Source organism: Micromonospora sp. NPDC050187 (genome assembly GCF_044459745.1).
GTDB lineage: Bacteria > Actinomycetota > Actinomycetes > Mycobacteriales > Micromonosporaceae > Micromonospora.
On record NZ_JBITJH010000006.1, the window covers coordinates 339,915 to 365,204 of the forward strand.

General features: G+C 73.6%; 20 protein-coding genes. 7 read left to right on the forward strand and 13 right to left on the reverse strand.

What is annotated here, in order from left to right; translation table 11 throughout:
• Nucleotide 1 precedes the first annotated feature (1 nt).
• Together cydD and cydC are read left to right on the forward strand one after the other, a co-directional pair.
• A complete protein-coding gene (gene cydD / locus ACIBJE_RS13120) occupies nucleotides 2-1,786 on the forward strand; it encodes a thiol reductant ABC exporter subunit CydD (RefSeq protein ID WP_396747489.1) in 1,785 nt (594 codons plus the stop codon).
• A complete protein-coding gene (gene cydC, locus ACIBJE_RS13125; protein WP_396747492.1) occupies nucleotides 1,783-3,582 on the forward strand; it encodes a thiol reductant ABC exporter subunit CydC in 1,800 nt (599 codons plus the stop codon). The genes cydD and cydC overlap by 4 nt, the downstream gene beginning before the upstream one ends.
• A gap of 59 nt (nucleotides 3,583-3,641) precedes the next feature.
• On the opposite strand, the gene ACIBJE_RS13130 is transcribed toward cydC, so the two are convergent.
• The gene (locus ACIBJE_RS13130; protein ID WP_396747495.1) at nucleotides 3,642-3,983 is read right to left on the reverse strand and encodes a PadR family transcriptional regulator; all 342 of its coding nucleotides are present in this window, start codon (nucleotides 3,981-3,983) and stop codon (nucleotides 3,642-3,644) included.
• Nucleotides 3,984-4,100: 117 nt separating this feature from the next.
• On the opposite strand from ACIBJE_RS13130, the gene ACIBJE_RS13135 reads away from it, so the two are divergent.
• From ACIBJE_RS13135 to ACIBJE_RS13145, 3 genes are all read left to right on the forward strand, one after another.
• Nucleotides 4,101-5,060: a DNA primase gene (locus tag ACIBJE_RS13135; RefSeq protein ID WP_396747498.1), complete on the forward strand. Its 960-nt coding sequence runs from the start codon at nucleotides 4,101-4,103 to the stop codon at nucleotides 5,058-5,060.
• Nucleotides 5,061-5,115: 55 nt separating this feature from the next.
• Nucleotides 5,116-7,539 (forward strand): transposase, encoded by a 2,424-nt coding sequence (locus tag ACIBJE_RS13140; RefSeq protein ID WP_396747501.1) that lies wholly within the window; start codon nucleotides 5,116-5,118, stop codon nucleotides 7,537-7,539.
• Nucleotides 7,540-7,663: 124 nt separating this feature from the next.
• Nucleotides 7,664-8,881, forward strand: a complete 1,218-nt coding sequence (locus ACIBJE_RS13145; RefSeq protein WP_396747504.1) for an ABC transporter substrate-binding protein — start codon at nucleotides 7,664-7,666, stop codon at nucleotides 8,879-8,881.
• A 127-nt stretch (nucleotides 8,882-9,008) separates the two neighbouring features.
• Here ACIBJE_RS13145 and ACIBJE_RS13150 read toward each other — a convergent pair whose 3' ends face one another.
• The 4 genes from ACIBJE_RS13150 to ACIBJE_RS13165 all read right to left on the reverse strand — a co-directional run bounded on the left by ACIBJE_RS13150 (nucleotide 9,009) and on the right by ACIBJE_RS13165 (nucleotide 13,875).
• Nucleotides 9,009-9,605, reverse strand: a complete 597-nt coding sequence (locus ACIBJE_RS13150; RefSeq protein ID WP_088980735.1) for an ATP/GTP-binding protein — start codon at nucleotides 9,603-9,605, stop codon at nucleotides 9,009-9,011.
• A gap of 1 nt (nucleotide 9,606) precedes the next feature.
• Nucleotides 9,607-9,984 (reverse strand): DUF742 domain-containing protein, encoded by a 378-nt coding sequence (locus ACIBJE_RS13155; RefSeq protein WP_396747507.1) that lies wholly within the window; start codon nucleotides 9,982-9,984, stop codon nucleotides 9,607-9,609.
• Nucleotides 9,985-10,087: 103 nt separating this feature from the next.
• On the reverse strand, nucleotides 10,088-10,492 hold the full coding sequence (locus ACIBJE_RS13160; protein ID WP_067370442.1) for a roadblock/LC7 domain-containing protein: 405 nt from the start codon (nucleotides 10,490-10,492) through the stop codon (nucleotides 10,088-10,090).
• Nucleotides 10,489-13,875, reverse strand: coding sequence for a nitrate- and nitrite sensing domain-containing protein (locus tag ACIBJE_RS13165; RefSeq protein ID WP_396747511.1), 3,387 nt, complete (start codon nucleotides 13,873-13,875; stop codon nucleotides 10,489-10,491). The genes ACIBJE_RS13160 and ACIBJE_RS13165 overlap by 4 nt, the downstream gene beginning before the upstream one ends.
• Before the next feature lie 194 nt (nucleotides 13,876-14,069).
• Between ACIBJE_RS13165 and ACIBJE_RS13170 the strand changes: the two genes are divergently transcribed.
• Nucleotides 14,070-14,675, forward strand: coding sequence for a uridine kinase (locus tag ACIBJE_RS13170; RefSeq protein WP_396747514.1), 606 nt, complete (start codon nucleotides 14,070-14,072; stop codon nucleotides 14,673-14,675).
• Between the two features lie 87 nt (nucleotides 14,676-14,762).
• Here ACIBJE_RS13170 and ACIBJE_RS13175 read toward each other — a convergent pair whose 3' ends face one another.
• Complete coding sequence (locus ACIBJE_RS13175) at nucleotides 14,763-15,842, reverse strand: adenosine deaminase (protein ID WP_396747517.1); 1,080 nt, start codon at nucleotides 15,840-15,842, stop codon at nucleotides 14,763-14,765.
• A 36-nt stretch (nucleotides 15,843-15,878) separates the two neighbouring features.
• Here ACIBJE_RS13175 and ACIBJE_RS13180 point away from each other — a divergent pair, with 36 nt between their 5' ends.
• Nucleotides 15,879-16,829, forward strand: a complete 951-nt coding sequence (locus ACIBJE_RS13180; RefSeq protein ID WP_396747520.1) for a putative RNA methyltransferase — start codon at nucleotides 15,879-15,881, stop codon at nucleotides 16,827-16,829.
• An 80-nt stretch (nucleotides 16,830-16,909) separates the two neighbouring features.
• Here the strand turns inward: ACIBJE_RS13180 and ACIBJE_RS13185 are convergent, their stop codons facing one another.
• The 7 genes from ACIBJE_RS13185 to ACIBJE_RS13215 form a co-directional block, all read right to left on the reverse strand.
• Nucleotides 16,910-17,593 (reverse strand): DUF4272 domain-containing protein, encoded by a 684-nt coding sequence (locus ACIBJE_RS13185; protein ID WP_396747523.1) that lies wholly within the window; start codon nucleotides 17,591-17,593, stop codon nucleotides 16,910-16,912.
• 15 nt (nucleotides 17,594-17,608) lie between these two features.
• On the reverse strand, nucleotides 17,609-18,889 hold the full coding sequence (locus ACIBJE_RS13190; protein ID WP_396747526.1) for a thymidine phosphorylase: 1,281 nt from the start codon (nucleotides 18,887-18,889) through the stop codon (nucleotides 17,609-17,611).
• Nucleotides 18,886-19,611 (reverse strand): cytidine deaminase, encoded by a 726-nt coding sequence (locus ACIBJE_RS13195; RefSeq protein ID WP_396747529.1) that lies wholly within the window; start codon nucleotides 19,609-19,611, stop codon nucleotides 18,886-18,888. Before ACIBJE_RS13195 ends, ACIBJE_RS13190 begins: the two co-directional genes overlap by 4 nt.
• An 89-nt stretch (nucleotides 19,612-19,700) precedes the next feature.
• Entirely contained in the window at nucleotides 19,701-20,660 is a 960-nt protein-coding gene (locus tag ACIBJE_RS13200) for a hypothetical protein (protein WP_396747532.1), read from the reverse strand.
• Nucleotides 20,661-20,772: 112 nt separating this feature from the next.
• Nucleotides 20,773-22,053, reverse strand: coding sequence for an ABC transporter permease (locus tag ACIBJE_RS13205; protein WP_396747535.1), 1,281 nt, complete (start codon nucleotides 22,051-22,053; stop codon nucleotides 20,773-20,775).
• A gap of 59 nt (nucleotides 22,054-22,112) precedes the next feature.
• Nucleotides 22,113-23,519, reverse strand: coding sequence for an ABC transporter permease (locus ACIBJE_RS13210; RefSeq protein ID WP_396747538.1), 1,407 nt, complete (start codon nucleotides 23,517-23,519; stop codon nucleotides 22,113-22,115).
• Nucleotides 23,516-25,285, reverse strand: coding sequence for an ABC transporter ATP-binding protein (locus tag ACIBJE_RS13215; protein WP_396747541.1), 1,770 nt, complete (start codon nucleotides 25,283-25,285; stop codon nucleotides 23,516-23,518). Before ACIBJE_RS13215 ends, ACIBJE_RS13210 begins: the two co-directional genes overlap by 4 nt.
• Nucleotides 25,286-25,290 lie beyond the last annotated feature (5 nt).

Here is a 25,290-nt window from a genome sequence, read left to right on the forward strand (position 1 = left end):
GGTGAACCGTCGTCCCTTCGACCCGCGTCTGCTGCGCCGGGTCCCCGCGGTCCGGCGCCATCTCGCCGTGCTCGTCGGGCTCGGCGTACTGACCGCCCTCCTGGTCATCGCCCAGGCCACCGCGCTGGCCGTCCTCCTCGCCACCGCCTTCGACGGACGGCTGCACCGGGCGGCGCTCGCCGGTCTCGTCGCGGCGGTCGCCGCCCGCGCGGCGGTGGTCTGGGCCCAGGGGACGGTGGCGGCGCGGGCCGCCGCGACGGTCAAGGCCACCCTCCGCGCCGACCTGCTCGGCGCGGTGGGGCGGCACGGACCGGGCTGGGTCGCCGGGCAGCGGGCCGGGCAGCTCGCCACCCTGGCCGGGCGAGGGCTGGACGCCCTGGACGCCTACTTCACCGGCTACCTCCCCCAGCTCGTGCTGAGCGTCACCGTGCCGGTCGCGGTGCTGGCCCGGTTGCTCCTCGCCGACTGGAGTTCGGCGCTGATCATCCTGGTGACGCTGCCGCTGATCCCGATCTTCGGCGCGCTGCTCGGTTGGCAGGCGCAGGCCGCCACGGAGCGGCAGTGGCGTCGCCTCTCCCGCCTCGGCGGGCACTTCCTCGACATGGTGGCCGGGCTGGCCACCCTGCGCGCTTTCGGGCGCTCCCGGGCCCAGGTGGACGTGGTACGGCGGATGGCCGACGGGCACCGGGTCGCCACCATGCGGACCCTGCGCATCGCCTTCCTCTCCGGGCTGGTGCTGGAACTGGTCGCCACCCTGTCGGTGGCGCTGGTCGCCGTCCCGGTGGGCATACGGTTGCTCGGCGGTGGGCTCACCCTCACCACCGCGCTGCTGGTGATCCTGCTCACCCCGGAGGCCTACCTCCCCCTGCGGGCGGCCGGTGCCCGGTTCCACGCCAGCATGGAGGGGCTGAGCGCCCTCAACGACGCCTTCGCCGTGCTGGAGGGCACGGACGCCCCTGAGGTCCGCGCGGCGGAGGCAAGTGCGACGGCGGCAAGTGCGACGGCGGAGGTGCGCGCGGCGGCGGAGGTGCCTGCGGCCGGGGTGCCTGCAGGGGACCCCTGTTCGGCAAAAAGCGGTAGCAGGGGACCCCTGCTACCACCTCGGCCGGGTGAGATCCGGTTCGAGGCGGTCACCGTGGCGTACGAGCGGACCACCGCGCTGCGGGACGTCACGCTGAGCATCCACCCCGGCGAGCGGATCGCCGTCGTCGGGCCGAGTGGGGCGGGCAAGAGCACCCTGCTCGGTCTCCTCCTGGGCTTCGTCACCCCGACCAGTGGCCGGGTCACCGTGGACGGCGTCGACCTGGCCACCGTCGACCTGGACGACTGGCGTCGCCGCCTGGCCTGGGTGCCCCAGCGGGCCCACCTGTTCGCCACCACCCTGGCCGACAACATCCGCCTCGGCGCACCGGAGACCCGCCCGGAGACGCTCACCGCAGCGGTCCGGGCCGCCGCGCTGGACGAGGTGGTCGCCGCCCTGCCCGAGGGGCTGGAGACCCGGCTCGGCGAACGCGGCCACGGCCTCTCCAGCGGCCAGCGGCAGCGGGTGGCGCTGGCTCGGGCGTTCCTGCGGGACGCCCCGGTCGTGCTCCTCGACGAGCCCACCGCCCGGCTCGACACCGCCTCGGAGGCCGTGGTGCTGGACGCGACCCGTCGGCTCGTCGCGGGACGGACCGCTCTGCTGGTGGCCCACCGCCCGGCGTTGCTCGCCGACGCCGACCGGATCCTGCGGGTGGTCGACGGGCGGGTCACCGAGCTGACCCGGACCGGGGAGGTGGTCGGATGAGCCGGAACACCGGGCCGTCGTCCGGGCCCGCCGCGCCCGTGGGGGCGACGGGGCGACTGAGGGCCGAGCGGGCCGTGCTGCGGCTGGCCCGGCCGTACCTGCGCCGGCTGCTCGGCGCGGGACTGCTCGCCACCGCCACCGAACTGGCCGCCCTGGCGCTGATGTCCACCGCCACCTGGCTGCTGATGAGCGCCGCCGGTCGGCCGCCCCTGGACCGGCTGACCGTGGCGATCGTCGCGGTCCGGGCGCTCGCGATCGGCCGGGGCGTGCTGCGCTACACCGAACGGCTCGCCGGGCACGACGCGGTGCTGCGCATCGTCACCGACGTACGCACCCGGGTCTTCGCCACCCTCGCGGCCCGCCGGGCCACCGCCGACCAGCGCTCCGGGGACACCCTGAGCCGGCTGGTCTCCGACGTGGACACGGTTCAGGACCTGATGCTGCGGGTGCTCGTGCCGGGAGCGGCGGCGGCCCTGGTGAGCGTGCTCGCGGTCGGCGGGGCGGCGGTGGTGTCCCCGGCGGCGGCCGGTGTGCTCGCGGTGGGGCTGCTGCTGGCCGGTGTCGCGCTACCGGTGCTGGCCACGGTGCTGACCCGGCGCGGTGCCGCCGAGGTGGCGCCGCTGCGCGGCGCGCTCGCCTCGGACGCGGTGGACCTGACCCACGGTGCCGCCGACCTGGCCGCCTTCGGGGCGACCGGCGCGGCGCTGCGCGCGGCGACCGGACGGGCCGACCGGCTCGCCCGGTTGGAGCGTCGCCTCGCCGCGACCGGTTTCGCGGTGGACGCCCTCGGGGTGCTGGTCGCCGGAGCGACCAGCGCGGCGGTGGTGGTCGCCGCACTCCGGGCCGACGTGTCCGGGGTGCTGGTCGGCGTCCTCGCGGTCGGCACGCTCGCCGCCGTGGAGGTGGCGTCGGCGCTGGTCGGGGCCGCCCGGCAGTGGAGCGGGCTGCGGGCCGGGCTGACCCGGGTCGCCGCGTTGCTGACCGCCCCGACGGATGCCCCGTCGACCGGGGACCGGCCGGTGCCGACCGCCGGCGGCCACCACGTACGCCTCGACGGGGTGCGCGTCCGTTACCGGGAGGGCGCCCCGCCCGCCCTGGATGGGGTGGACCTCGACCTCCCGGCCGGCCGGCGGATCGCCGTCGTCGGGCCGAGCGGAGCGGGCAAGAGCACCCTGGCGGCCGTCCTCACCGGGGCGGTGACACCGGACCGGGGCCGGGTGACCCTGGACGGGGCCGACCTGTCGGCGTACCGGGCGGAGGAGCTGCCCCGGGCGATCGGGGGCCTGCTGGCCGAGGCGCACGTCTTCCACGCCACCGTCCGGGAGAACCTCCTGCTCGGCCGGAGCGGGGCCGACGACGCCGCGCTCGACTCGGCCGCCGGGGCGGCCGGGCTGCTCGACTGGGTGCACGACCAACCGGAGCAGTGGGACACGGTGGTCGGCGAGGACGGCGGGCAGCTCTCCGGCGGCCAGCGGCAGCGGCTGGCGCTGGCCCGGGCGCTGCTGGCCGCGCCGGGTCTGCTGGTGCTGGACGAGCCGACCGAGGGACTCGACCCGGCCGCCGCCGACGCGGTGCTCGCCTCGACCCTGGCCGCGGTGCCCGCCGACCACTCGGTGCTGCTGATCAGCCACCGGCTCAGCGGCCTCGCCGGTTTCGACGAGATCGTGGTGCTGGACGCCGGCCGGGTGACCCAGCAGGGCCGTCACGACGAGCTGGTGGCGACGCCCGGCTGGTATCGCGACCAGTGGCTGATCCAGGTGGCGGCCGAGCAGGGCTATCTGGCCCTGGCTCCCTGACCCGGCCTGCCCGGTGGTGGGCCGGCCGCCAGGAACCGGTCGGACCCGTACCGGAGGGGTCAGGCGGTCGCCGGTGGCGGCACGTCCGGGTTGAGGAACCGCCCGACGGTGGAGCTGAACTCACGCCAGCCGGCCCGCTCGCCGGCCAGCGCCCGCCGGCCCGCGTCGGTGAGCTGGTAGGTGCGCCGTTCCCGCCCGTTGACGGTGTGCCAGGAGCTGGCCACGTAGCCGGCGCGTTCCAGCCGGCGCAGCGCCGGGTAGGTCGTGCCGGTGGGCAGGTCCAGGCTGCCGCCGCTGCGTACCCGCAGTGCCTCGATGATCGCGTATCCGTGCAGCGCACCGTCCTCGAGCACCGCCAGGAGCAGGGCGTCGAGGTGTCCGTGCAGCGTCTGGCCCTTCACACCGCACCACGCTACTGACTGTCCGGGACGTAGCCAACGGGGTGCGGGCACCGGTCCCGGCGGATCGCCCACTAGGGTATGTGCGCAGAGTCACCCGGCGGCACGGACTACCGCCGGGTGGGCAGCCCGAAGCACACGGAGGTCAGCGTGGCCCGCCAGTCGCCCCAACGGCCCGACGCCGACGAGCCCCAGCTCGACGAAGCGACCGCAGCGACCGAGTCGGAGGAGGCCGGCGACACCGCCGCCAGCTCCGGCGAGGCGGACCGGTCGCTCTGGGAGGAGCTGCGGATCGATCCGGTGGAGATCGCGCTGCCGGCCGGTTCCGGCTTCACGCTGCGGGCGTACCGCCCGGCGCGGGAGCTGACCCCCACCGACGTCGCCGAGCGGGACGCCGACGACCCGTTCCTGGCGCGCGGCCGGGAGGTCGTCGAGGACGAGGCCGAGGACGACGAGACCGTGGTGATCCTCGACGAGGAGCTCGCGGAGGAGTTCGCCGAGGCCGACGAGGAGGAGAAGCAGGCGGCCCGCAAGGGCGGCAAGGCCGAGGCGGACGCCGAGGACGAGAGCGAGGACGAGGACACCGCCGGCGACGAGGAGGTGCCCGTCTTCCTCAGCCACCGGGGTCGGCTGCTGCTGTTCAAGACGCCCGAGTCCCTGGTCAGCTTCGTCCGCTCCGGCGCTCCGCACGACATGTCCCAACTGGACGGCTGGAACGAACTGTCCGAACGGGTGGAGCCGGCGGACATCGCCCCCCTCGACGAGGACACCTACGAGCTCGACCTCGTGGTGGAGAACCTGCGCGGCGGGCACGACACCTGGGACCCGACCCTGCTCATCGAGGCCGGCGAGGCGGCCCGCGACCTGGCGTACGCGCTGCGGCTCCCCGCCGTGCTCGACATGCTCTCCGCCGGGTCCAGCCTGGACGACCTGGACGAGGCCCTGCGGGCCACGGTCGGCGGCGGGATCGGCGGCTTCATGGGCCGGCGACGGCTCAAGAAAATCGGTGCCCAGACCGCCAGCCTGGGGTGGCGGACCATTGTCGGGAAGATCTCTGCGGTCGTGGACTGGCGCGACTGAGCTGTAACAGGGAGCATCAGTCTCTGGCACAGAAACCCGGGAGGAGGACGACGCCGTGGCGCTCGTGCGCGTGTACTGCGGTCTTGCCTCGGCCGACTCAGCAGACCGACCGGCTTCGGCCAGTTCGACGCTGACGTCCGCTGTGGTCGACGACGCAGGCCGGCTGCTCCACGTCTGCGAGGTCAGCGACGATCCGGCCGGCTACGCCCGGCTCGTGGCGTTGCTCGTGGAACGGTCAGGCGGCCCGAGCGGTGCGGCGATCGCCGCCGACAGTGACGACCACACGGTCACCTCGCTGCTCAGCGCGGCCGGTCGGCCGCTCGCGATAGCCGACGACGACTCCGTCGACGACTTCGCCGAGCGGTTCGCCGACGACGACTCGCTGGAGGAGATGCAGTCGCCGCCGGCCGAGCGCCGAGCGGTCGGGCTGGCCCGGGCCCTCCAGGCCGGCGCGCTCTCCGCGGTCACCCTGCCGGCGCCCCGCGACCTCGCCGGCTACAAGCAGGTCCTCGCCGCGCACGCCGCGCTCGCCAACGGCCGGCACACCGCTGCCGTGGCCCTGCGCGAGGTGCTGCGCGAGCTCTACCCGGCCGCCCTGCGGGCCTACCCCGATCCGGCCGAGCCGGTCTCGCTGGCCGTGCTCGACGCCCTCCCGGAGCCCGGGATGCTGGGCGGCACCGTCGCCCGGGGCCGGGACGTCTCGGTCGCCGCCGACGCCATCGTCGCCCACCTGGCCGCCGACGGGGTGGCCGACGCCGACTCGATCAACGACGCGGTCACCGCGCTGCGAGTGGCCATCGCCGAGACCCCGCGCCGGGCGGCGGTCAGCCGGGCGCTCACCTCGGCGGTGGCGGAGACGGTACGCCAGGCCGTCGCCGCCGTCCGCGCCTGCGACGCCGGGTGCGACGCCCTGGTCGGGGCGCTCCGCGCCCGGGTCAGCGCTCCTTCCCCGGTGCCCGGCCGGCGGGCCGCGCCGACGGACGACCGCACCGAGGTCGGCACCGGCGGCGGGCTCCGCGCGGTCGATCCGGTGCCGCCGCAGCCGACCGGGCGACGCAGCCGACCGGAACCGGTCGGTGGCAACCCACCCGCCTCACCGCGTCCGCTCGGCCCGCCCCCGGTGGCCCCGGCCCCGGTCGCGCCACCGCCGTCCGCACCGGCTCCGATCACCCCGGCCGCCTCGGTCAAGCCGCCGGTCAACGGCGTGCCGGGTCGGGGCGACACCCCCGTTCTCCCGGCGGCCCGTCAGGTGGACGGTCCGACGAACCGGCCGGTCTCGTCGCCACCGCCCCCGCCCGGGATCACCCCGATCGCCCCGGCCCAGCGGAGCAACTCGCCGGCCGACGCGGGTGAGCCGTTCCGCCCCACCCTCACCACGGCCGCGATCAACAACGCCCGGGCCGAGCGGCAGCGGACCATCATCCCGCCGCGCCCCAAGACCACCGGGGACTCCCCGACCGGCGGGTTCGCGGTCACCGACCTCAGCGTGCCGGTGCCGGCCCCGCACCCGGAGCAGGAGGCTCCGGCACCGGGCTCCAGGGCCAACTGGCCGCTGGTCAACAACCCGGAGGACCCGGCCGACAGCTCGCCACGCAACCCGGTCGCACAGTCCGCGCACGAGCGGGACGACCGGCAGATCGACGCGCACACCGACCCGGGCCGCGCCGAGGGCCGGATCACGCCGCCCTGGCTGGCGGACGACCTGCCCCAGGAGCCGCCGATGCTGCGCCTGGTGGAGCCGCCGCTGCACGACCGCGCGGACGCGCCGGCTGACCGTGGACCCCGCACGCACGACCGCGCGGACGCGCCGGCTGACCGTGGACCCCGCACCGCGCCCCGCCCGGAGCGTGGCGGTGACCGTGTCGCCCCCGACGCCGAGCGGAACGTCCGCCCCGGCTTCGAGGCCCCGGCCGACGACCGGACCGTCCTCCATCCCACCTCCGGCTCCCGGCCGGAGAATCCGCCGCTGCGACTGGTGGACCGCCAGGACGCGCCTCGTCTCCCCGAGCGGCCTGTCGCCGAACGCCGCCGGCCCCCGATCTCCGACGAGAACGACGGTGACCTGCTCATCTTCGCCCAGGCGAAGTCGGCCTGGTTCGTCGGGCACTCCGACGAGACCGACCTCGACTGGTCCAGCATGGCCGACACCGGTTGGCAGGCCGCCGAGCAGGCCGCGAAGCCGGTCAAGGGCGACGAGACGCCGGCCGGGCTCCCCCGCCGGGTCCCGCAGGCCAATCTGGTGCCCGGCTCGCCGCTGCGCGAGGAGCGTCCGCTGCGGATCGTCCGGGACGCGGCGCGCATCGCCGAGAACACCACCGGCTACTTCCGGGGCTGGCGCCGCGGGCAGGAGATCGGCGGGTTCGCGGTGGGCGGGCGGCCCGGTCGCGAGGCGGCTGGCGGCTGGGACTTCACCCGCGATCACGGCGACCGCGATGATGACCGAGAGTACGAGTATCGTTCCGCCGGCTATCGCTCCTGAACGGACCATACCGCCTCCCACCTGCGTGTTCACGGCCACAGAAGTTGACGGTCGCTGGTCACGGACGGCAACATTCCCCCGGTAGTGCCGGCGGCGGGTGTCGCTGGAGGTGGGAAGGCGGCTCATGGCGACACCGACGTTCGACCCGTCCGCGCTGACCCGCCGGGGTGTGCTCACCACGGCGGCGGCCTCCCTGTTGCTGGCCGCCTGTGGTCGGGACGGGCGGGCGGACGGCTCGGCCACCCCGGTCGACGGCCCGCCGGAGATCGTCATCGGGGCGAGCCTGGAGCTGAGCGGTCGGGGCGCGGCGCTGGGTGTGCTCCAGGAGCGGGCGCTACGGATCGCGCAGGACTCGATCAGCCCGGACGGCCTCCCCGTGGGGAACCTACGCCGGACCGTGCGCCTGGACATCCGGGACAACGCCAGCGACCCGCGTCTGGCTGCCCGGCAGGCCGCCGAGCTGGCCGCCTCGCCGGAGGTCCACGTCCTGGTCGGCGGGGTGCTCGCCGAGGTCTCCATGGCGATCGTGGCGGTGGCCGAGAAACAGCGGATCCCGTTCGTCTCGCTCGCGGCCGGCGACACGGTCGTGGCCCCGACCACCGAGCGCACGTTCGTCTACAAGCTCACTCCGGACGCCACCGACGTGGCGTGGCGGCTGGGCCGGCTGATCCGCTCGCAGGGCACCCGGCGGGTCACGTTGGTGGCCGAGGCCGGGCTGCACGGCGACTCGGGCGTACGGGCCGTTCCGGAGGCGCTGCGGGCGGCCGGGGTGGACCTGGTCCGCACGGTCCGGTTGCCCGAAGGCACGGCGGGTCTCACCCGCGCGGCGGAGCAGGCGGTGACGGGCGCCCCCGACGCGGTGGTCGTCTGGGGTACCGCCCCCGACTCGGGGACGGCCGCACGGGCGTTACGCCGGGCCGGCCACGACGGGCTGTTCTTCTTCGACGCGGGCGCGGTGGTGGAGGACACCCTGTCCGGCCGGAACGCGGAGGCGGTCGAGGGGGCCTTCGCGGTGCACCCGATCAGCCTGACCCACTCCACGCTCACCAACACCACCACGGCGGCGCTGGCCCGCCGGGACTTCGTGTTCCGCTACATCCAGCGGCACGGCGGACTCAGCGGTTTCGCGCCGTACGCCGCCGACGCCCTGCGGCTGGTCGGCGACGCCGCCCGGGTGGCCGGCAGCGTCGACCGTGGCCGGTTGAACGCACACCTGCAGAACCAGGTGACCGAGGGCATCGCCGGGTCGTACGCGTTCACCCCGATCAGGCACGGCGGCATGGAGCGCGACTCGCTCGGCGAGTACACGGTCCACCGGGGCAGCTGGGTCCGCGTCTCCTGACCGCTGCGGACGCTGCGCCCGCCATCGGGGACGACGTACCGCGGCCGGGGACGCCGCACCGCCACCGGAGACGACGTACCGCCCGGTGGCGCGGCCGGGGCCGGCACCGGGCGGTACGCAGGTCGTCTCAGGCCGGCGCGACCGCACGCGAACGGCGCATGGTGAGCACGTACTCGACCAGCGAGATCAGCACGTGCTTGGTCGACTCCCGCTGCCGGGCGTCACAGGCCACCACCGGCACCTCCGGGGAGATCGCCAGCGCGTCCCGGACGTCCTGCGGGTCGTGGTACTGCATCCCGTCGAAGCAGTTGATGGCGATCAGGTACGGCAGCCGCCGGTGCTCGAAGAAGTCGATGGCCGCGAAGCAGTCGGCCAACCGGCGGGTGTCGACCAGGACCACGGCGCCGATGGCGCCCCGGACCAGTTCGTCCCACATGAACCAGAACCGCGTCTGACCCGGTGTACCGAAGAGGTACAGGATCAGGTCACGGTCGATCGAGATACGACCGAAGTCCATCGCCACCGTGGTCGTCGTCTTGCCCGGCACCTGCCGGGTGTCGTCGACGCCCACCCCCGCCGAGGTCATGATCGCCTCGGTGGTCAGTGGCGTGATCTCCGAAACCGAGCCGACCAGCGTCGTCTTGCCAACGCCGAAGCCACCGGCGATAACGATCTTCGCCGATGTCACGCGCCCGCTCGACGGAGTCGGCGGCCGGTGCGACATGTCAGAGCCTGCGAAGTCCACTCAGCACCCTCTCCAGCAGTTCAGTGCCCACCGCGTCGTCGGAGTCGTCCAGGATGGTCGGCTCGTGCACCGCGACCAGGCCGTCCGTAGCCATGTCGGCAATGAGCACCCGGGCCACCCCGAGTGGCAGCTGCATCCGCGCCGCGATCTCGGCGAGCGACTGCAACCGTCCGTCACACAGCGCGGCGATGTACTGGTGCTCCCGGCCCTGACCACCGTTGCCGTTGGTAGCGGTCCGACCGCGCACCGTCGTCTCGACGAGCGCCTCCAGGGCGATGTCGAGGCGGGGACGGGTACGACCGCGGGTGACGGCGTATGGACGGACCAGTGCCCCGGTGGGCTCGTCACGATCGGCCATGTCGCCGCTCACCTCCTTCCGCGTACCCGCCACCGGCTCGCTCCGGTGGAACCCGTCGACTTTTCCGTTGTTGTTTCCGCCGACCGTACGGTCAGCGCCCGTATCAACCCAGCATTCCTGCGGCGGCGCGCGGCTGCGGGGTCAGCGCGTCGCCGACCCGGTCGACCAGCAGCGCCATTTCGTACCCGACCTGCCCCACGTCGCAGCTGCGGGCGGCGAGCACCGCGAACGACGACCCGTCCGAGATGGACATGAGAAACAGGAAGCCATTGTCCATCTCGACCACTGTCTGGAGCACCGCACCACCCTCGAAGCAGCGAGCCGCTCCCTGGGTGAGGCTGACCAGGCCGGACGCGATCGCAGCCAGTTGGTCGGCGCGGTCACGCGGCAGGTCCCGTGACGACGCGAGGAGCAGGCCGTCCGCGGAGACGGCGACCGCATGCGCGACACCGGGCACCCGGTCGGCGAAGTTGGCCAGCAGCCAACCGAGATCCTGCGTAGTTGTCATCCTTCTTGCTCCTTCTGCCTGCTCCCGGCCAGGGGGCCTGAGCCAGACTGCGAGGACTGCTGCCCGCCCGGAGTCGCCCCCAGGCCGGACGAGTGGCTGTCAGCGTGGTTGCTTCGGCCGCGTTGCACGCCACGATGGTATGCCGAGAGAAGTCCGCGTACCGCCTCCGGCGTACGCCGTTGCACCGACGTCACCGGCTTCTCGATGCCACCCGGCACGAGCTGCGCCATGGGCTTGCGTTTGGGCAGGCCGGTCTGGGTGGTCTCGACCACGGGCACCTCGTTGGCCGCACTGGCGGCACGCCAGCCGTCGTCCGCCGCGGTCTGCCAACCGCCGGGAGGCTGCGGGGTGCGCCGGCCGGCGAGGCTCTCGGCGTACGCGGAACGGTCGCTCCCGTTGGTCGCCGCACTGTTGTCGTGCGGCGTGCCTCCGGTGTTCGTTGCCATCGGTGCGTTACCTGTCGTCCCTGCTGGTTCCTTGACGGCCGGACGGCCCCGCTCGACTGCGGCGAGCTGCTGCGTCTGGGCGTCGTCCAGGCTCCTGGGGGAGACCCGGGGAGCGCCGGCCGTCTCGTCGTTGACCGGTCGCCGGGTGCGGAACCAGGCGGATTCCAACTCCCGGAAGATCGGCAGTTCCATCGTCTCGTCCGCGTACCGTTGCCGGTCGCGGACCGCCGGAGCCGGCGCGGGCTGGCCGGTCGGGGCGGAGTGGTTGGCCGGAACAGCAGCCGGTGCCTCGGCCGCCGAGCGCGGCACGCGGGGCAGTTCGGTGGTCATGTCGAGCGCTGCGGCGAGCCGTTCGGGCACGGGCGGGGTGGGCACTTCCCGCTCCGTCCCGGCCACCGGCGGCCAGACCGGCGGAGCCGGCGTGGCCGGGGCCGGGGCCGGTCGGGCCGGCGGCGCGGACATCGGCGGAGCCGACACGGGCGGGCCGGAAACCGGCGGGCCTGAAACCGGCCGACCCGAAACCGACGGAGCCGACACCGGCGGCATCTGCGGGTGGGCGGTCCGCGCCTCCGGGGTCGACGGCAACTGCTGCGGCACGGCGGGCGGCTGGCCGAACCCGGCCGGCTCCTCGTCACCGGTCCCGCGCCGCTGCGGCAGCGAGTCCACCTGCTGTCCGTTGGCCGGGCGGGGCGTGAAGGCGTCGCCGCCACTGGCCCGGACGTCCGCACCGGTCAGGTCGGACCAGGCCGGCAGCGGCCGACCGGCGCCCGGAGTGCCGTTGCGCGGCTCCGGCTCGAAGGGCCGCCCACCGAGGGTGACCTGGTTGCCGGAGCCCGCCGGACGGGGCGCCGCTGCCGGGGCGTTGCCCAGCGCCGGCAGCGTGCCGACGGTGGGCAACGGGGTGGCCGGGGCGGAATCGGGGGCGGGCAGCCCCGACTGCTGCGCCCGCCCGGAGAGCGCACGCGGCACCAGGACCGAGGTGGGCAGGTCGACCTCGGCGACTATGCCCCGTTCGGTGCCCGGCCGCAGCTCGACCCGGACCCCGTGCCGGGCGGCCAGCCGGGCGACCACGACCAGGCCCATCATCCGGGAGACCGCCACGTCCACCTGCGGCGGCGTGGCGAGCCGCTCGTTGAGGTCGGCGATCTGCTCGGCACTGATGCCGATGCCCCGGTCCTCGACGTACAGCGACGCGCGGTCACCGACCCGACGGGCCTCGACCATGACCTGGGAGTCCGGCGGCGAGAACGCGGTGGCGTTGTCGAACAGCTCGGCGACCAGGTGGACCAGGTCGTTGACCGCGTGCGCGGCGACCTCGAGATCCCGGTCGATGACACCGAACTCGATCCGGGTGTAGTGCTCGACCTCGGACTGGGCGGCCCGGAGCACGTCGATCAGGGCGGCCGGCTGCCGCTGCACCCGGGTGGAGTCCGCACCGGCGAGAACCAGCAGGTTCTCGTCGTTGCGGCGCATCCGGGTGGCCAGGTGGTCGAGCTGGAACAGCTCGGCCAGCCGGTCCGGGTCCTCCTCGCCGCGCTCCAGCCGGTCGAGGTGACCGATCAGCCGGTCGACCAGGATCTGGGACCGGCGGGCCAGGTTGACGAACATGGTCGCGACGGAGGCGCGGAGCGCGGCCTGCTCGGCCGCCGTGCGGACCGCCTCCAGGTGGACGGCGTTGAACGCCTCGGTCACCTGGCCGAACTCGTCCTTGCTGCGCACCGGGAGCGGCTCGGCGATCTGGTTGGCGAGCTGCATCGGGGTGAGCTGGCCGGTGACCTTCGGGTCCCGCAGCCGGGCCACCGCCTGGGGAAGGCCGTACTGGGCGATGGAGAGCGCACCCTGTCGCAGGTCACGCAGGGAGCGGGCCATCGACCGGGCGACCAGGTACGCGAAGAAGATCGCCAGCAGCAGCATGCTGAGCAGCAGGCCGGTCTCCAGGAAGACCCGGCGCTGCACGTCGGAGCGGAGCTGGTCGGCCAGGCCGATCACGTCGCCGTCGAGATCCGCCTCGACGGTACGGATCAGCTCGGCGTTGGCGACCATCGCGGCGTCCCACTCGTTCGCCCCGAACGGCGCGCCGGCCATGCTGTCGGTGGTGTTGCCGTTGATCCAGCCGAGGTAGTTCTCGACCTGGCGCTGGTCGGAGCCGGCGACGGTCTGTTGGTACAGCTCGGACTCGGCCTGGTTGGCGACCGCCTGGAAACTCTGCAGGGCCTGCTGCTGGCCGGTGCCGGTGGCAATGTAGTCGGTGCGCAGCACCGGGCTCATCGAACCCTGGATGAGCGCCCGGTGCACCACGACCCGGCGGACCGAGAGGAACTCCTTGGCCCGGGCGCTGGCGGCCACGGCACGCATCCGCTCGCTCAGGTCGGTGTCCCCGGCGAGCTGGCTGGCCGAATCCCGGATGTCCAGCAGGTCGTTGATCAGACCCTCGTACGACCGGGCGGCGTCGGTGAGCGGCAGCCGGTTGTTGAAGACCTGACTGCGGGTGCCGGGCAGGTCCTGCAGGCTCTGGTCGATCCGGTCGAGGACCTTCTCGAAGTTCACGGGGAGCCCGTCGAGTTCGGCCCGCTGCCGGGAATACGGTGCCCGCGCCCGGTCGACCTGCTTGTGCACGTCGGTGTAGGCCTTGTTGTACTGCTCCCGGGTCTGCGCGTTCGCCCCGAGCAGCAGCACCGCGGCGGCCCGCTCGTCCTGGAGGGTGTCGACCAGCTCACCGGAGTAGCCGGTGAGGTGCGCCAGGTCGCCGGCGCGGTTGGCGCTGTTGAGCGTGTCCAGGTGGTCGATCAGACCGTTGGTGCCGACGACCACCGTGGCGATGGTCGGCACGATCATGATGAGGCCGAGCTTCGACCAGATCGGCATGTCGCGGAGCCGACCGGCTGGCCGGCGCATTCGCGACAGGAAGGAGCCCGCCGTCTTTGGTCGTTTGCTCACGTCACCGCCCTCGCGATCTCAGCATCCGCCGCGTTGCCCCGGGCAACGCCCAGCGACCGACCCGGCGGGTCGGACCTCCGAGATTCCATCACGCCGCCTCTCAAAGAGAAAGCCCAGGCTGTCCCTCGCCCTGGGTGTGATGAGATGTTGAGACAGTTTGATCGCAGCCCGTCTGGCCGGAGTCACCTACCGTAATGAAACCCCCGCACCGTGTCGTCCTGCTCGCCGGCCCTTCGGGCTCCGGAAAGTCCTACATCGCACAACGAACCGGACTTCCGGTGCTCTGCCTCGACGATTTCTACAAGAACGGCGACGACCCTACGTTGCCACGCCGGCAGGACCGAATCGACTGGGATTCGCCGCACGCCTGGGATGCCGGTTTCGCCGTGGAAACCATTGCTCGACTGGCTCGTGACGGCAAGGCCGAAGTGCCGGTTTATGCAATCGGCGAAGACCGCCGAGTTGCCACCCGAACGTTCGATCTCGCCGGATCGCCATTCTTCGTCGCCGAGGGGATTTTCGCCGCCGAGATCGTCGCCGAATGTCGTGAGCTGGGTCTTCTCGCCGGCGCATATGCCCTTCGCCGGCCGCGCGGCGCGACGTTCCTCCGCCGGCTGACCCGGGACCTGGCCGAACAACGCAAGGCACCACGGGTGCTCCTCCGGCGCGGCCTGACGCTGCTGCGCGAGGAGCCGGCGGTGCTGCGCCGGCAGACCGGACTGGGCGCGGAGGCGGCGAGGGCCCGGGAGGTGCTGCGGCGGGTGGCCGCACTGCTCGCCGGCCACCCCCGTCAGTCCTGACCCCGCCCCGGCCGCCACCGGCCGTCCGGTCGGGTCGCCCCGCACCGCCGTCCGGGCCGGTCGCCACCCGACCACGGCGGCCCGGGGTCAGGAGAGCAGCTTCGCGTACGCTGGCTTGATCACGTCGTCGATGATCCGCAGCCGCTCGTCGAACGGGATGAAGGCGCTCTTCATCGCGTTGATGGTGAACCACTGGAGTTCCTTCCAGCCGTAGCCGAAGGCGTCGACCAGCAGCGCCATCTCCCGCGACATCGAGGTGCCGCTCATCAGTCGGTTGTCGGTGTTGACCGTCACCCGGAACCGCAGGTCGCGTAGAAGACCGATCGGGTGCTCGGCGATCGACGGGGCCGCACCGGTCTGCACGTTGGACGACGGGCACAACTCCAACGGGATCCGCTTGTCCCGCACGTACGCGGCCAGCCGGCCGAGTTGCGGACGGTCGTCGCCCTGGGTGATGTCGTCGACGATCCGTACCCCGTGCCCGAGGCGGTCCGCGCCGCACCACTGGATCGCCTGCCAGATCGACGGCAGGCCGAACGCCTCACCGGCGTGGATGGTGAAGTGGAAGTTCTCCCGCTGGAGGTACTCGAAGGCGTCCAGGTGCCGGGTGGGCGGGAAGCCGGCCTCGGCACCGGCGATGTCGAAGCCGACCACACCGGTGTCCCGGTGCCGGACGGCCAACTCGGCGATCTCCTGCGACCGCGCGGCGTGCCGCATCGCGGTCAGCAGGGTGCCGACCCGGATCGGGTTGCCGGCCTGGGCGGCCAGCTCGCTGCCCTCGGCGAAGCCGGCGAGCACCGCCTCGACCACCTGGTCCAGGGTGAGGTCCTGCTCCAGGTGCTGCTCGGGGGCGAAGCGCACCTCGGCGTAGACCACCCCGTCGGCGGCCAGGTCCAGCGCGCACTCACGGGCCACCCGGGTCAGCGCCGAAACGGTCTGCATGACCGCCACCGTGTGGGCGAAGGTCTCCAGGTAGCGCTCCAGCGAACCGGAGTTCGCCGCCTCGACGAACCACCGGCCGAGCGCCTCCGGGTCGGTGCTGGGCAGTTCGTGGCCCACCTCGGCGGCCAGCTCGACCACTGTCGCCGGCCGCAGGCCCCCGTCGAGGTGATCGTGCAGCAACGCCTTCGGGACCTTGACGATGTCCTCGTATCCGATCGCGACCATGCTCAGACACTAGTCAGCCTCCGCACGGACCGTACGATGGCCTCCGTGGACCCGGAGATCGTCAACCGGCTGCGCTGCCCGGTCTGCGCCGGGACGCTCGCCCCGGCCACCGTCGGCACCGCGCACGCTCTGCGGTGCCCGCGCGGCCACAGCTTCGACGTCGCCCGGCAGGGGTACGTCAACCTGCTGGCCGGGCGTACCCCGCACGCCGGAGACAACGCCGCGATGGTCGCCGCCCGGGCCGACTTCCTCGCCGCCGGACACTACGACGTGGTCTCGTCGGCCCTCGCCGACGCCGCGGTGCGGGCGCTGGCCGCCCACCGACCGGCCGCCCGGCCCCCGACCCGGACGACGTCGACCGACCCGGTTCCGGCCGACACGGCTCCGGTCGACCACGTGCCGACCGGTGGGGCGTACCCGCTGGTGGTGGAGCCGGGGGCGGGCACCGGCCGGCACCTGGCGGCGGTGCTGGCGGCACGGCCCGACGCCGTCGGCCTGGCGCTGGACGTCTCGAAGCCGGCACTGCGCCGCGCGGCCCGCGCCCACCCCCGGGCCGGCGCGGCGCTCGCCGACACCTGGCAGCGGCTGCCCCTGGCCGACGCCTCGGTGGCCGTGCTGCTGAACGTCTTCGCCCCCCGCAACGGGGCGGAGTTCCGTCGGGTCCTCGACCCGGCCGGCACGCTGCTGGTGGTCACCCCGGTCGCGGAACACCTGGCCGAGCTGGTCGACGCGCTCGACCTGCTGCGGGTGGACCCGGCGAAGGCCGAGCGGGTGGCCGGGAGCCTGGCCGGCCACTTCACCGCGACCGGCACCACCGAACACCGGGCGCGGCTGATGCTGACCCGGTCGGAGGTCGAGACCCTGGTGGGGATGGGGCCGAGTGCCTGGCACACCGACCCGGCCCGGCTCGCCGCCCGGATCGCCGACCTGGCGGAGCCGGTCACGGTGACCGCCGCCGTCCGGCTGTCCCGCTACCGCCCGGCCTGACGGCCGGCGGCCGGACTCCGAGCCGGACCCGCCGGCCCGGGTGGAGAGACGACTGGTCCCAGGTGAAGGGACGACCGGTCTCAGGTGGAGAGGTCGACCTCTTCCCAGCCCGGGGGCGGGTCGTGGTACGGGCCGCGCAGCACCACGGCCCACTCCAACGCCCAGCGGCGCTGACCGATGGCGTGTGAGTCGATCACCCCCGGCAGTGGCAGCCCCTCCCGCTCCGACTCCAGGTACGCCCAGTCCAGGCAGTAGTGCAGGTCGAGCAGGGCCGCCGCGTCGGCGGGATGCTGCGGGGCGACGAGCAGCCGCGCCCGCCACCCGTCGAACGTCTCCCCGCCGACGATGTTCGGCAGCTTCGCGACCAGGTCCTCGTCGACCGGCAGGGACGGGTCGAGCTGCCGGGTCAGGCCGAGCACCCAGGTCAGCGCGAAGAGGGCGTCGTGGTGCAGCACGAACGAGCGGTGGTCACCCGTGCCGGCGGTGACGAAGTCCCACTCCGGCGGGGTGACCGAGTCCACGAGCCGCGAGTTGAGCAGCCAACCCATCGCCGCCTCTGTCGGCATGCCGAAGCAGCGGGCCAGGATCAGGTGCAGTACGGCGATCCGCGCCTCGACCTCGATGGTCGGCCGCAGCTCGATCTCGTCCCCCGGCTCCCAGACGAGCGGGAAGTTCTCCGGCGGCAGCGGCAGCCCGAGCCGACTCAGCTCGTCGAGGCTCGCCTCACGGACGTCTCCCGGGTCGGGCGCGGGTACGGCGCTCACCTCGGCCCGCCCGCCTCAGGCGATCCGCTCGATCACCAGCGGGGCCACCGACGGCGCGGTCGGGGTGATCCGGACCGCCCCCGCCGCCTCCGCCAGGGCCGCCGGGATCCGGGCGGCGTCGGAGGCGCGCAGCTCGTAGAGGGGTTCGCCGGCCCGGACCGGGTCACCGGGACGCTTGTGCAGCACCACCCCGGCCGGGACGCTCACCGGGTCCTCCTTGCGGGCCCGGCCCGCCCCGAGCCGCCACGCGGCCACCCCGATCGCGTACGCGTCCACGGCGGCGACGAACCCGTCGGCCCCGGCGCGGACCACCTCCACCTCGTCGGCCTTCGGCATCGGGGCGTCCGGGTCACCGCCCTGCGCCCGGACCATCGCCCGCCAGGTGTCCATCGCCCGCCCGTCGGCGAGCGCGGCGGCCGGGTCGGCGTCCGGCAGCCCGGCGGCGTCGAGCATCTCCCGGGCCAGGGCCAGGGTCAGCTCGACCACGTCGGCGGGGCCACCCCCGGCGAGCACCTCCACCGACTCGGTCACCTCGACCGCGTTGCCCACGGCCAGGCCGAGCGGGGTGGACATGTCGGTGAGCAGGGCGACCGTCCGCACGCCGTGCGCGCCGCCCAGTTCGACCATGGTGCGGGCCAGCTCCCGGGCCTGGTCGACGGACTTCATGAACGCGCCGGAGCCGACCTTCACGTCGAGCACCAGCGCGCCGGTGCCCTCGGCGATCTTCTTGCTCATGATCGAGCTGGCGATCAGCGGGATCGCCTCGACGGTGCCGGTGACGTCGCGCAGGGCGTAGAGCTTACGGTCGGCCGGAGCGAGCCCCTCCCCGGCGGCGCAGATCACCGCGCCCACGTCACGGAGCTGGGCAATGAACTCGTCGTTGCTCAGCGCGGCCCGCCAACCCGGGATGGACTCCAGCTTGTCGAGGGTGCCGCCGGTGTGGCCGAGGCCCCGCCCGGAGAGCTGCGGCACCGCCGCGCCGCAGGCCGCGACCAGCGGGGTCAGCGGCAGAGTGATCTTGTCGCCGACGCCGCCGGTGGAGTGCTTGTCGGCGGTGGGCCGGTCGACGGCGGAGAGGTCCAGCCGCTCCCCGCTCGCGATCATCGCGGCCGTCCAGCGGGCGATCTCCGCAGCGGTCATGCCGCGCAGCAGGATCGCCATGGCCAGCGCGGACATCTGCTCGTCGGCGACCTGCCCCCGGGTGTACGCGTCGACCACCCAGTCGATCTGCGCGTCGGAGAGCACCCCGCCGTCCCGCTTCGCGCGGATGACGTCGACCGCCGCGAACCCGCTCATCGTTCTCCTCCCTCGACCTGGCCGGGCCACCGGACCGGGATCTCCATCGGTGGCTCGCCCTCGCCGGCCCAGTAGATGGTGCCGGTGGCGTCGACCACCACGACCCGGGGCGTCCGGGCGTGCCCCCAGGTGATCGCCTCGGCCGGGTCACCCCACGTGGGGGCCTCCTCCAGCACGCCGGTCTCGGCGCCGACGTCGTCGCCGGCCGACCGTTCCCAGTACGCCGTCCAGACCTGCCGGCCGGCGTCGAGGTCGGGGTGCACGAAGACGGTGCCCCGGCCCCGCCAGGCGGCCAGCCGCTCCGGCACCACCGGCACCGGGGCCTCGCCGACCACCGCTTCCAGGTCGGTCACGTCGAACGCGTGCGGGAGCAGTTCGGCCATCCGCAGCGGACCGCCCTTCGCCTCGATGAGGCACTCCGGGCCGCCGTGCTCCCAGAGCAGCTGCCGGCACCGGCCGCACGGCATCAACGGTTCGCCGGTCGCGTCCACGCAGGAGAGGGCGACCAGCCGACCGCCGCCGGACGAGTGCAGCGCGGAGACCACCCCGCACTCGGCGCAGAGCACCACGCCGTACGCGGCGTTCTCGACGTTGCAGCCGACCACCACCCGACCGTCGTCGACCAGGGCGGCGGCCCCGACCGGGAACCGCGAGTAGGGCACGTAGGCGTGCCGCATGACCTCGGTGGCGGCGCCGCGCAGCCGCTCCCAGTCGATGTCCATGCCGGCGATTCTGCCCCACCCCCGCGACGACCTGCGGCGGGGTCCGGTCCGACCGGATCGGTGCCGTCGGGTGGTCGGGGCGGGACCCGTCAGCCGAGGGCGAGTTCGGCCAGTCGGCGCGGAGCCACCTCGGTCAGGCTGTCCGCCACCGTCGCCGCGTCCCTGTCCGACGCGTTCCAGCCCGGCTGGACCAGCACCAACGCGTCATTCCGCCGGAGCAGGTGGACCTCGTCGCCCGCCTCGGTGCGGGTCCAGTGGTCCGGCCCGACCGGTCGACAGGGGTCGGTCGACGGTGCCGGGGCTCCGTCGGGCACCGGCAGGTCGGCCGCCGCAGGGCCGCACCGGGCGGGCGGGGCGAAGTCCGCCGGTACGGGCGTCACCAGAATCGAGACGGTTCGGCCCCGGTCCTCGGACGTCAGGTCGGTTCGCGGGTCCGCCTTCCGGTCCACCGTCACGTGCACGAACCGGCGTCCCGGGTCCGCCCGGGCCGAGTCGACCGCGAAGCCGTCCGCCCGGGGTACCAGCAGGGGCAGTCCGACCCGGTCGAGCCGGTCCGCCAGGTCCGCCCGACGGGTCTCCCGCGACAGGGTCGGGTACACCGCGAACGGCACGGCCAGCGCCACCACGAACACCACCCGGAGCACGCGCGGCAGCGGAGCGGCGACGACCGCCACACCGACGGCGACGCCGGCCCCGGCCAGCAGGGCGGCCAGGTCGGTCGGGGGTGGCACCCAGCGTGGTTGCCCGGCCTCCCAGAGCAGCAGCGCACCGGTGGTGGCGGCCAGGCCGGCCAGGGTGCCCCACTCCGGTTCGGCGGTCCCCATCACGCGCTGCGCCAGCCACACCGCCGCGACCGCCACGAACACGCCGACGAAGAGCAGCGGATACCCCAGGCTCAGGCAGGAAAGGGACGCCGGCTTGCAGGCCGCCAGGGCACGCGCCTCGTTCTGCCACCCGTCGGCCAGGGCCGCCCCGCCGAGCGCGGCCACGAAGGCGGCGACCAGCACCCCGGCGAGCAGGTACCAACCATCACTCCCCCGTTCGTCCATCCTCGACACAGTAGCGACGGTCGACGATGCCCGGGCCGTACCGTCGGACCGGCGGTCGAAAGACACGTGGGCCCGGTGGGACGGATCCCACCGGGCCCACGGATGCGAGCGGTCAGCCCTTGATGTACGGCTTGCCGTCGGCGGCCGGCGCGCGGACCTTGCCGACCAGGCCGGCCACCGCCAGCATGGTCGCGAGGTACGGCAGCATCGCCAGGAACTGGCTGGGGATGATGCTGTTGATCGCGCCGAGGTAGGTGCCGAGCTGGTCGGCGAAGCCGAAGAAGAGCGCGGCGAGCAGCGCCCCGGTCGGGCTCCACCGGCCGAAGATCAGCGCGGCCAGGGCGATGAAGCCCTTACCGCCGATCATGTTCTTGGTGAAGGTGTAGAGCGCCAGGGTGTACGACGCGCCGCCGATGCCGGCGACCAGCCCGGCCAGGATCACGTTCCGGTACCGCACCGCCAGCACCTTCACGCCGAGGGTGTCGGCGGCGGTCGGGTGCTCGCCCACCGCCCGGGTCCGCAGCCCCCACCGGGTCCGGAACAGCGCGATGTGGATGACCAGGACCAGGATCAGCCCGAGGTAGAGGAAGATGTTGCCCCGGAACAGCGCCGGCCCGATCACCGGGATGTCCTCCAGCAGCGGAATCGCCCAGGTGTCGAAGCGCGGCGGCTGGTTGTACTTCTCGGTGTCGGTCTGCATCAGCCGCTCGTAGAGGAAGCCGGTCAGGCCGAGCGCGAGCAGGTTCAGGACGATGCCGATGACCACCTGGTCGACCAGGTAGCGGATGGCGAAGACGGCCAGCAGCAGCGAGATGAACGCGCCGCCGAGCGCGGCGGCCACCAGGCCGACCCAGACGTTGCCGGTCATCGTGCCGAACAGGGCACCGGCGAAGGCCCCCATCAGGAGCTGGCCCTCGATCGCCACGTTCACCACCCCGGAGCGCTCGCAGAGCACCCCGGCCAGCGCGCCGAAGATCAGCGGCAGGGCCAGGATGAACGTGCCCCGGACGATGTTGACCATCGGCATGAAGTTCTGCCCGGCCGGCGCGGCCGAGACCTGCCAGCAGAGGAACGACGCGACGAAGCCCACCACGCCGACCGCGAGCACGGTGGTGAACCAGCGCTTGGGGATGCCGGCCAGCAGGGCCGCCCCGGCGGCGACGGCGAGCACGCCGAAGAGGATCGCGCCGACCGTGCCGTCGACGGCCAGCGCGGCGCCCTCGGCGTCCTCGCTGAGCGTGAAGCGTGCCTGCTGGCCGGTGGCGAGCGCGCCGAAGAGGATCGCGGCGAGCAGGCCGAGCGCCAGCAGCACCGCGCCGATCTTGCGGTTGCGGGTCCAGAAGCCCTCGTGGACGGGGGCGACGGCGACGTCGTCGACAGCCATCGTGGACATCAGCTCGGGTCTCCGTTCACGACTGCGGGGCTCGTCGGCTCACTGATCGCGTGCACCGGTCACCAGCCCTTCGCGAGGCTCGTCTGCAACCGCGCGGCGCGGGCCGCCCGGAGCCGGAAGATCGCCTTCACCAGCGCGGGAGCGGCGATGAAGATGACGATCAGCGCCTGGAGCACGGTGACCAGCTCCAGCGAGATCCCGGAGTAGGACTGCATCCGGTTGCCGCCGGCCTGGAGCGCGCCGAACAGCAGCGCGGCGAGCAGCACACCCCACGGCTTCACCCGGCCGAGCAGCGCCACCAGGATGCCGTCGAAGCCGATCTGCGCCACCACCAGCGGAGTCAGCGCGGCGGCGGTGGTGCCGAGCACCATCTGCGCGCCGCCGAGCCCGGCGAGCGCCCCCGCCAGCACCATCAGCAGCGTGTACGTCTTCCCCACGCCGATGCCGGCGGTGCGGGCGGCGTCCGGATTTGCCCCGACCGCACGCAGCTCGAACCCGAAGGTCGAGCGGTTGAGCAGCCAGGCGACGAACCAGGTGGCCGCCACCGCGAGCAGGATGCCGGCGTGCACCCGCAGGTCGGCCCCGAGCAGTCGAGGCAGCTGGGCGGAGCCGTCCACCGAGCGGCTGATCGCGTCGGTGCGCTCCGGGTCCTGGACGCCGTTCTGCACGATGATCCAGGAGAGGAAGTAGACGCCGACGTAGTTGAGCATGATCGTGTTGATCACCTCGTGCGCCCCGGCCCGGGCCTTCAGGATGCCCGGGATGAAGCCCCAGATCGCGCCGCCGAGCGCACCGGCGATCACCGCGACGAGCAGGTGCAGCACCGGCGGCAGCGGCAGCAGGAAGCCGGCGAGCGCGGCGAGGATGACGCCGATGGTCGCCTGGCCCTGGGCACCGATGTTGAACAGGCCGCCCCGGAAGGCGAGCGCGACCGACAGGCCGGTGAAGACCAGCGGCGCGGCGTAGGTGAGCGTCTCGGAGATCGGCGCGAAGACCGGCTCCCAGCCGTTGCTGCCGTTCAGCCAGCCGGAGAACGCCTCCGGATCGAAGATCGAGCCCTTGAAGAGGTTGGCGTAGCCCTCGCTGACCGCTGCCCAGCTCGCGTTGATCGCGTCCGAGGGGCGGGCGGTGATGTAGCTGTAGGTGGCCAGCACCTCCGGGTCGGAGATGATGATCAGGACCGCGCCGACCAGCATCGCCAGCACCAGCGCGAGCACCGTCACGGTGACCGTGTTGGCCGCCCAGAGGTTGGCCAGGAAGAGCTGCCCGAGCGAGGGTCGCGCGTCGTCCTCGGGCCGTTTCTTCCCGACCGGCGTGGTCGCGGCCGGCTGCTGCGTCCCGGCCGGCGTGGTCGCGGCCGTCGGGTCGGCGGCCCGGCCGGTGCCGCCGGCCGCGTCGCGGGCGGCCTGCTCCGGGCTCGCCGGCTCCTTGTCCGGGGACCCGGCGTCGGGGTTGGGGTTGGTCATGCCTCGTCCTCGTTCACTGGGCCGTCGGACGCCGGGGTGGCCGTCGCGCCGTCGGTCGTGGCGTCGCCGGACCGGGCGTCGGTGCCGGCCGCCTGATCCGGGGTGATGCCGGCCATCAGCAGGCCGATCTCCTCGCGCGGGGTGTCCGGGGGGACGATGCCGATGATCCGGCCCCGGTACATCACCGCGATCCGGTCGGCCAGGCCGATCACCTCGTCCAGTTCGCTGGAGACCACCAGTACGGCGGTGCCGGTGTCCCGCTCCCGGATGATCTGGCTGTGGATGAACTCGATCGAGCCGACGTCCACGCCCCGGGTCGGCTGGGAGGCGATGAAGAGCTTCAGCGGCCGGGAGAACTCCCGGGCCACGATGACCTTCTGCTGGTTGCCGCCGGAGAGCGTGCCGACCGGCGCGTCCGCCGAGGAGGTCCGGACGTCGAACTGTGCGATCCGCTCCTGGGCCGACTTCGCGATGGCGTCCGGCTTCAGCGCCAGGCCGGAGGCGAACGGAGGCTGGTCGTAGAGGTCCAGGACCAGGTTCTCCGCGACGGAGAACTCCTTGACGATGCCGTCGACGCTACGGTCCTCGGGGACGTAACCGACCCCGGCGCGGAGCACCTTCTTCGGCGACCAGCCGTCGATCCGCTCCCCGTTCAGCGAGACACCGCCGGCGAGCACCGGCCGCAGGCCCATGACCGCCTCGACCAGCTCGGTCTGCCCGTTGCCCTGCACGCCCGCGATGCCGAGCACCTCGCCCGCGTGGACGGTCAGGTCGACGCCGTCGACCGCGCGGACGTCCCGGTCGTCGTCGACGACCAGGCCGGCGACCTCCAGTACGGGGGCGCCCGGCTTCGCCGGCTCCTTCCGCACGGTCAGGTGCACGCTGCGGCCGACCATCAGGGCGGCCAGTTCGTCCCGGCTGGCGCTCGGGGAGGCGGTGCCGACGGTCTTCCCGCGCCGGATCACGGTGATCCGGTCGGCGATCGCCTTGACCTCGCCGAGCTTGTGGGTGATGAAGACGATGGACTTCCCGGCCGCCTTCAGCGACCGCATCACGGTCAGCAGTTCCTCGGTTTCCTGCGGGGTGAGCACCGCGGTCGGCTCGTCGAGGATGAGCAGGTCCACCTCGCGGGTGAGCGCCTTGACGATCTCCACCCGCTGCTGGATGCCGACCGGCAGGTCCTCGACCACCGCGTGCGGGTCGACCCGCAGGTTGTACCTCTCGGAGACCTCGGCGACCTCCCGGCTGGCCCGGCGGCGGTCGAGGAAGCCGGCGAGCCCGCCGCGCACCTTCTCCGCGCCGAGCATGACGTTCTCCGCCACCGTGAAGACCGGCACGAGCATGAAGTGCTGGTGCACCATGCCGATGCCGGCCGCGATGGCGTCCGACGGCCCCCGCAGCTTGAGCGGCTTCCCGTCGACCAGGATCTCGCCCTCGTCGGGCTGGTAGAGCCCGTAAAGGACGTTCATCAGGGTCGACTTGCCCGCGCCGTTCTCGCCGAGCAGGGCGTGAATCTCTCCAGGCTCCACCGTCAGGTCGATGTGGTCGTTGGCGACCAGATCACCGAACCGCTTGGTGATGCCGCGCAGTTCGAGTCTCAGCGCAACCTCCTGGAGTGCGTACGTGGGTGCGACCTGGTCGGGCGGGGTGGCCGTCGGCCGCGTGGTGGGGGACGTCGGTGCAGATCGGCCGCTCCGGCGGCAGGGGTTCGCATCCGTGCCGGCCGGAGCGGCCGTCGTGGTACTCGACCGCCGGTCACCACTCACGCGGT

Bases quoted from the DNA above. Each gene is read 5' to 3' on its own strand.
- cydC (WP_396747492.1), top strand. From the start codon at position 1,783: ATGAGCCGGAACACCGGGCCGTCGTCCGGGCCCGCCGCGCCCGTGGGG.
- ACIBJE_RS13145 (WP_396747504.1), top strand. From the start codon at position 7,664: ATGGCGACACCGACGTTCGACCCGTCCGCGCTGACCCGCCGGGGTGTG.
- ACIBJE_RS13150 (WP_088980735.1), bottom strand. From the start codon at position 9,605: ATGTCGCACCGGCCGCCGACTCCGTCGAGCGGGCGCGTGACATCGGCG.
- ACIBJE_RS13155 (WP_396747507.1), bottom strand. From the start codon at position 9,984: ATGGCCGATCGTGACGAGCCCACCGGGGCACTGGTCCGTCCATACGCC.
- ACIBJE_RS13160 (WP_067370442.1), bottom strand. From the start codon at position 10,492: ATGACAACTACGCAGGATCTCGGTTGGCTGCTGGCCAACTTCGCCGAC.
- ACIBJE_RS13170 (WP_396747514.1), top strand. From the start codon at position 14,070: ATGAAACCCCCGCACCGTGTCGTCCTGCTCGCCGGCCCTTCGGGCTCC.
- ACIBJE_RS13175 (WP_396747517.1), bottom strand. From the start codon at position 15,842: ATGGTCGCGATCGGATACGAGGACATCGTCAAGGTCCCGAAGGCGTTG.
- ACIBJE_RS13180 (WP_396747520.1), top strand. From the start codon at position 15,879: ATGGCCTCCGTGGACCCGGAGATCGTCAACCGGCTGCGCTGCCCGGTC.
- ACIBJE_RS13190 (WP_396747526.1), bottom strand. From the start codon at position 18,889: ATGAGCGGGTTCGCGGCGGTCGACGTCATCCGCGCGAAGCGGGACGGC.
- ACIBJE_RS13195 (WP_396747529.1), bottom strand. From the start codon at position 19,611: ATGGACATCGACTGGGAGCGGCTGCGCGGCGCCGCCACCGAGGTCATG.
- ACIBJE_RS13200 (WP_396747532.1), bottom strand. From the start codon at position 20,660: ATGGACGAACGGGGGAGTGATGGTTGGTACCTGCTCGCCGGGGTGCTG.
- ACIBJE_RS13205 (WP_396747535.1), bottom strand. From the start codon at position 22,053: ATGTCCACGATGGCTGTCGACGACGTCGCCGTCGCCCCCGTCCACGAG.
- ACIBJE_RS13210 (WP_396747538.1), bottom strand. From the start codon at position 23,519: ATGACCAACCCCAACCCCGACGCCGGGTCCCCGGACAAGGAGCCGGCG.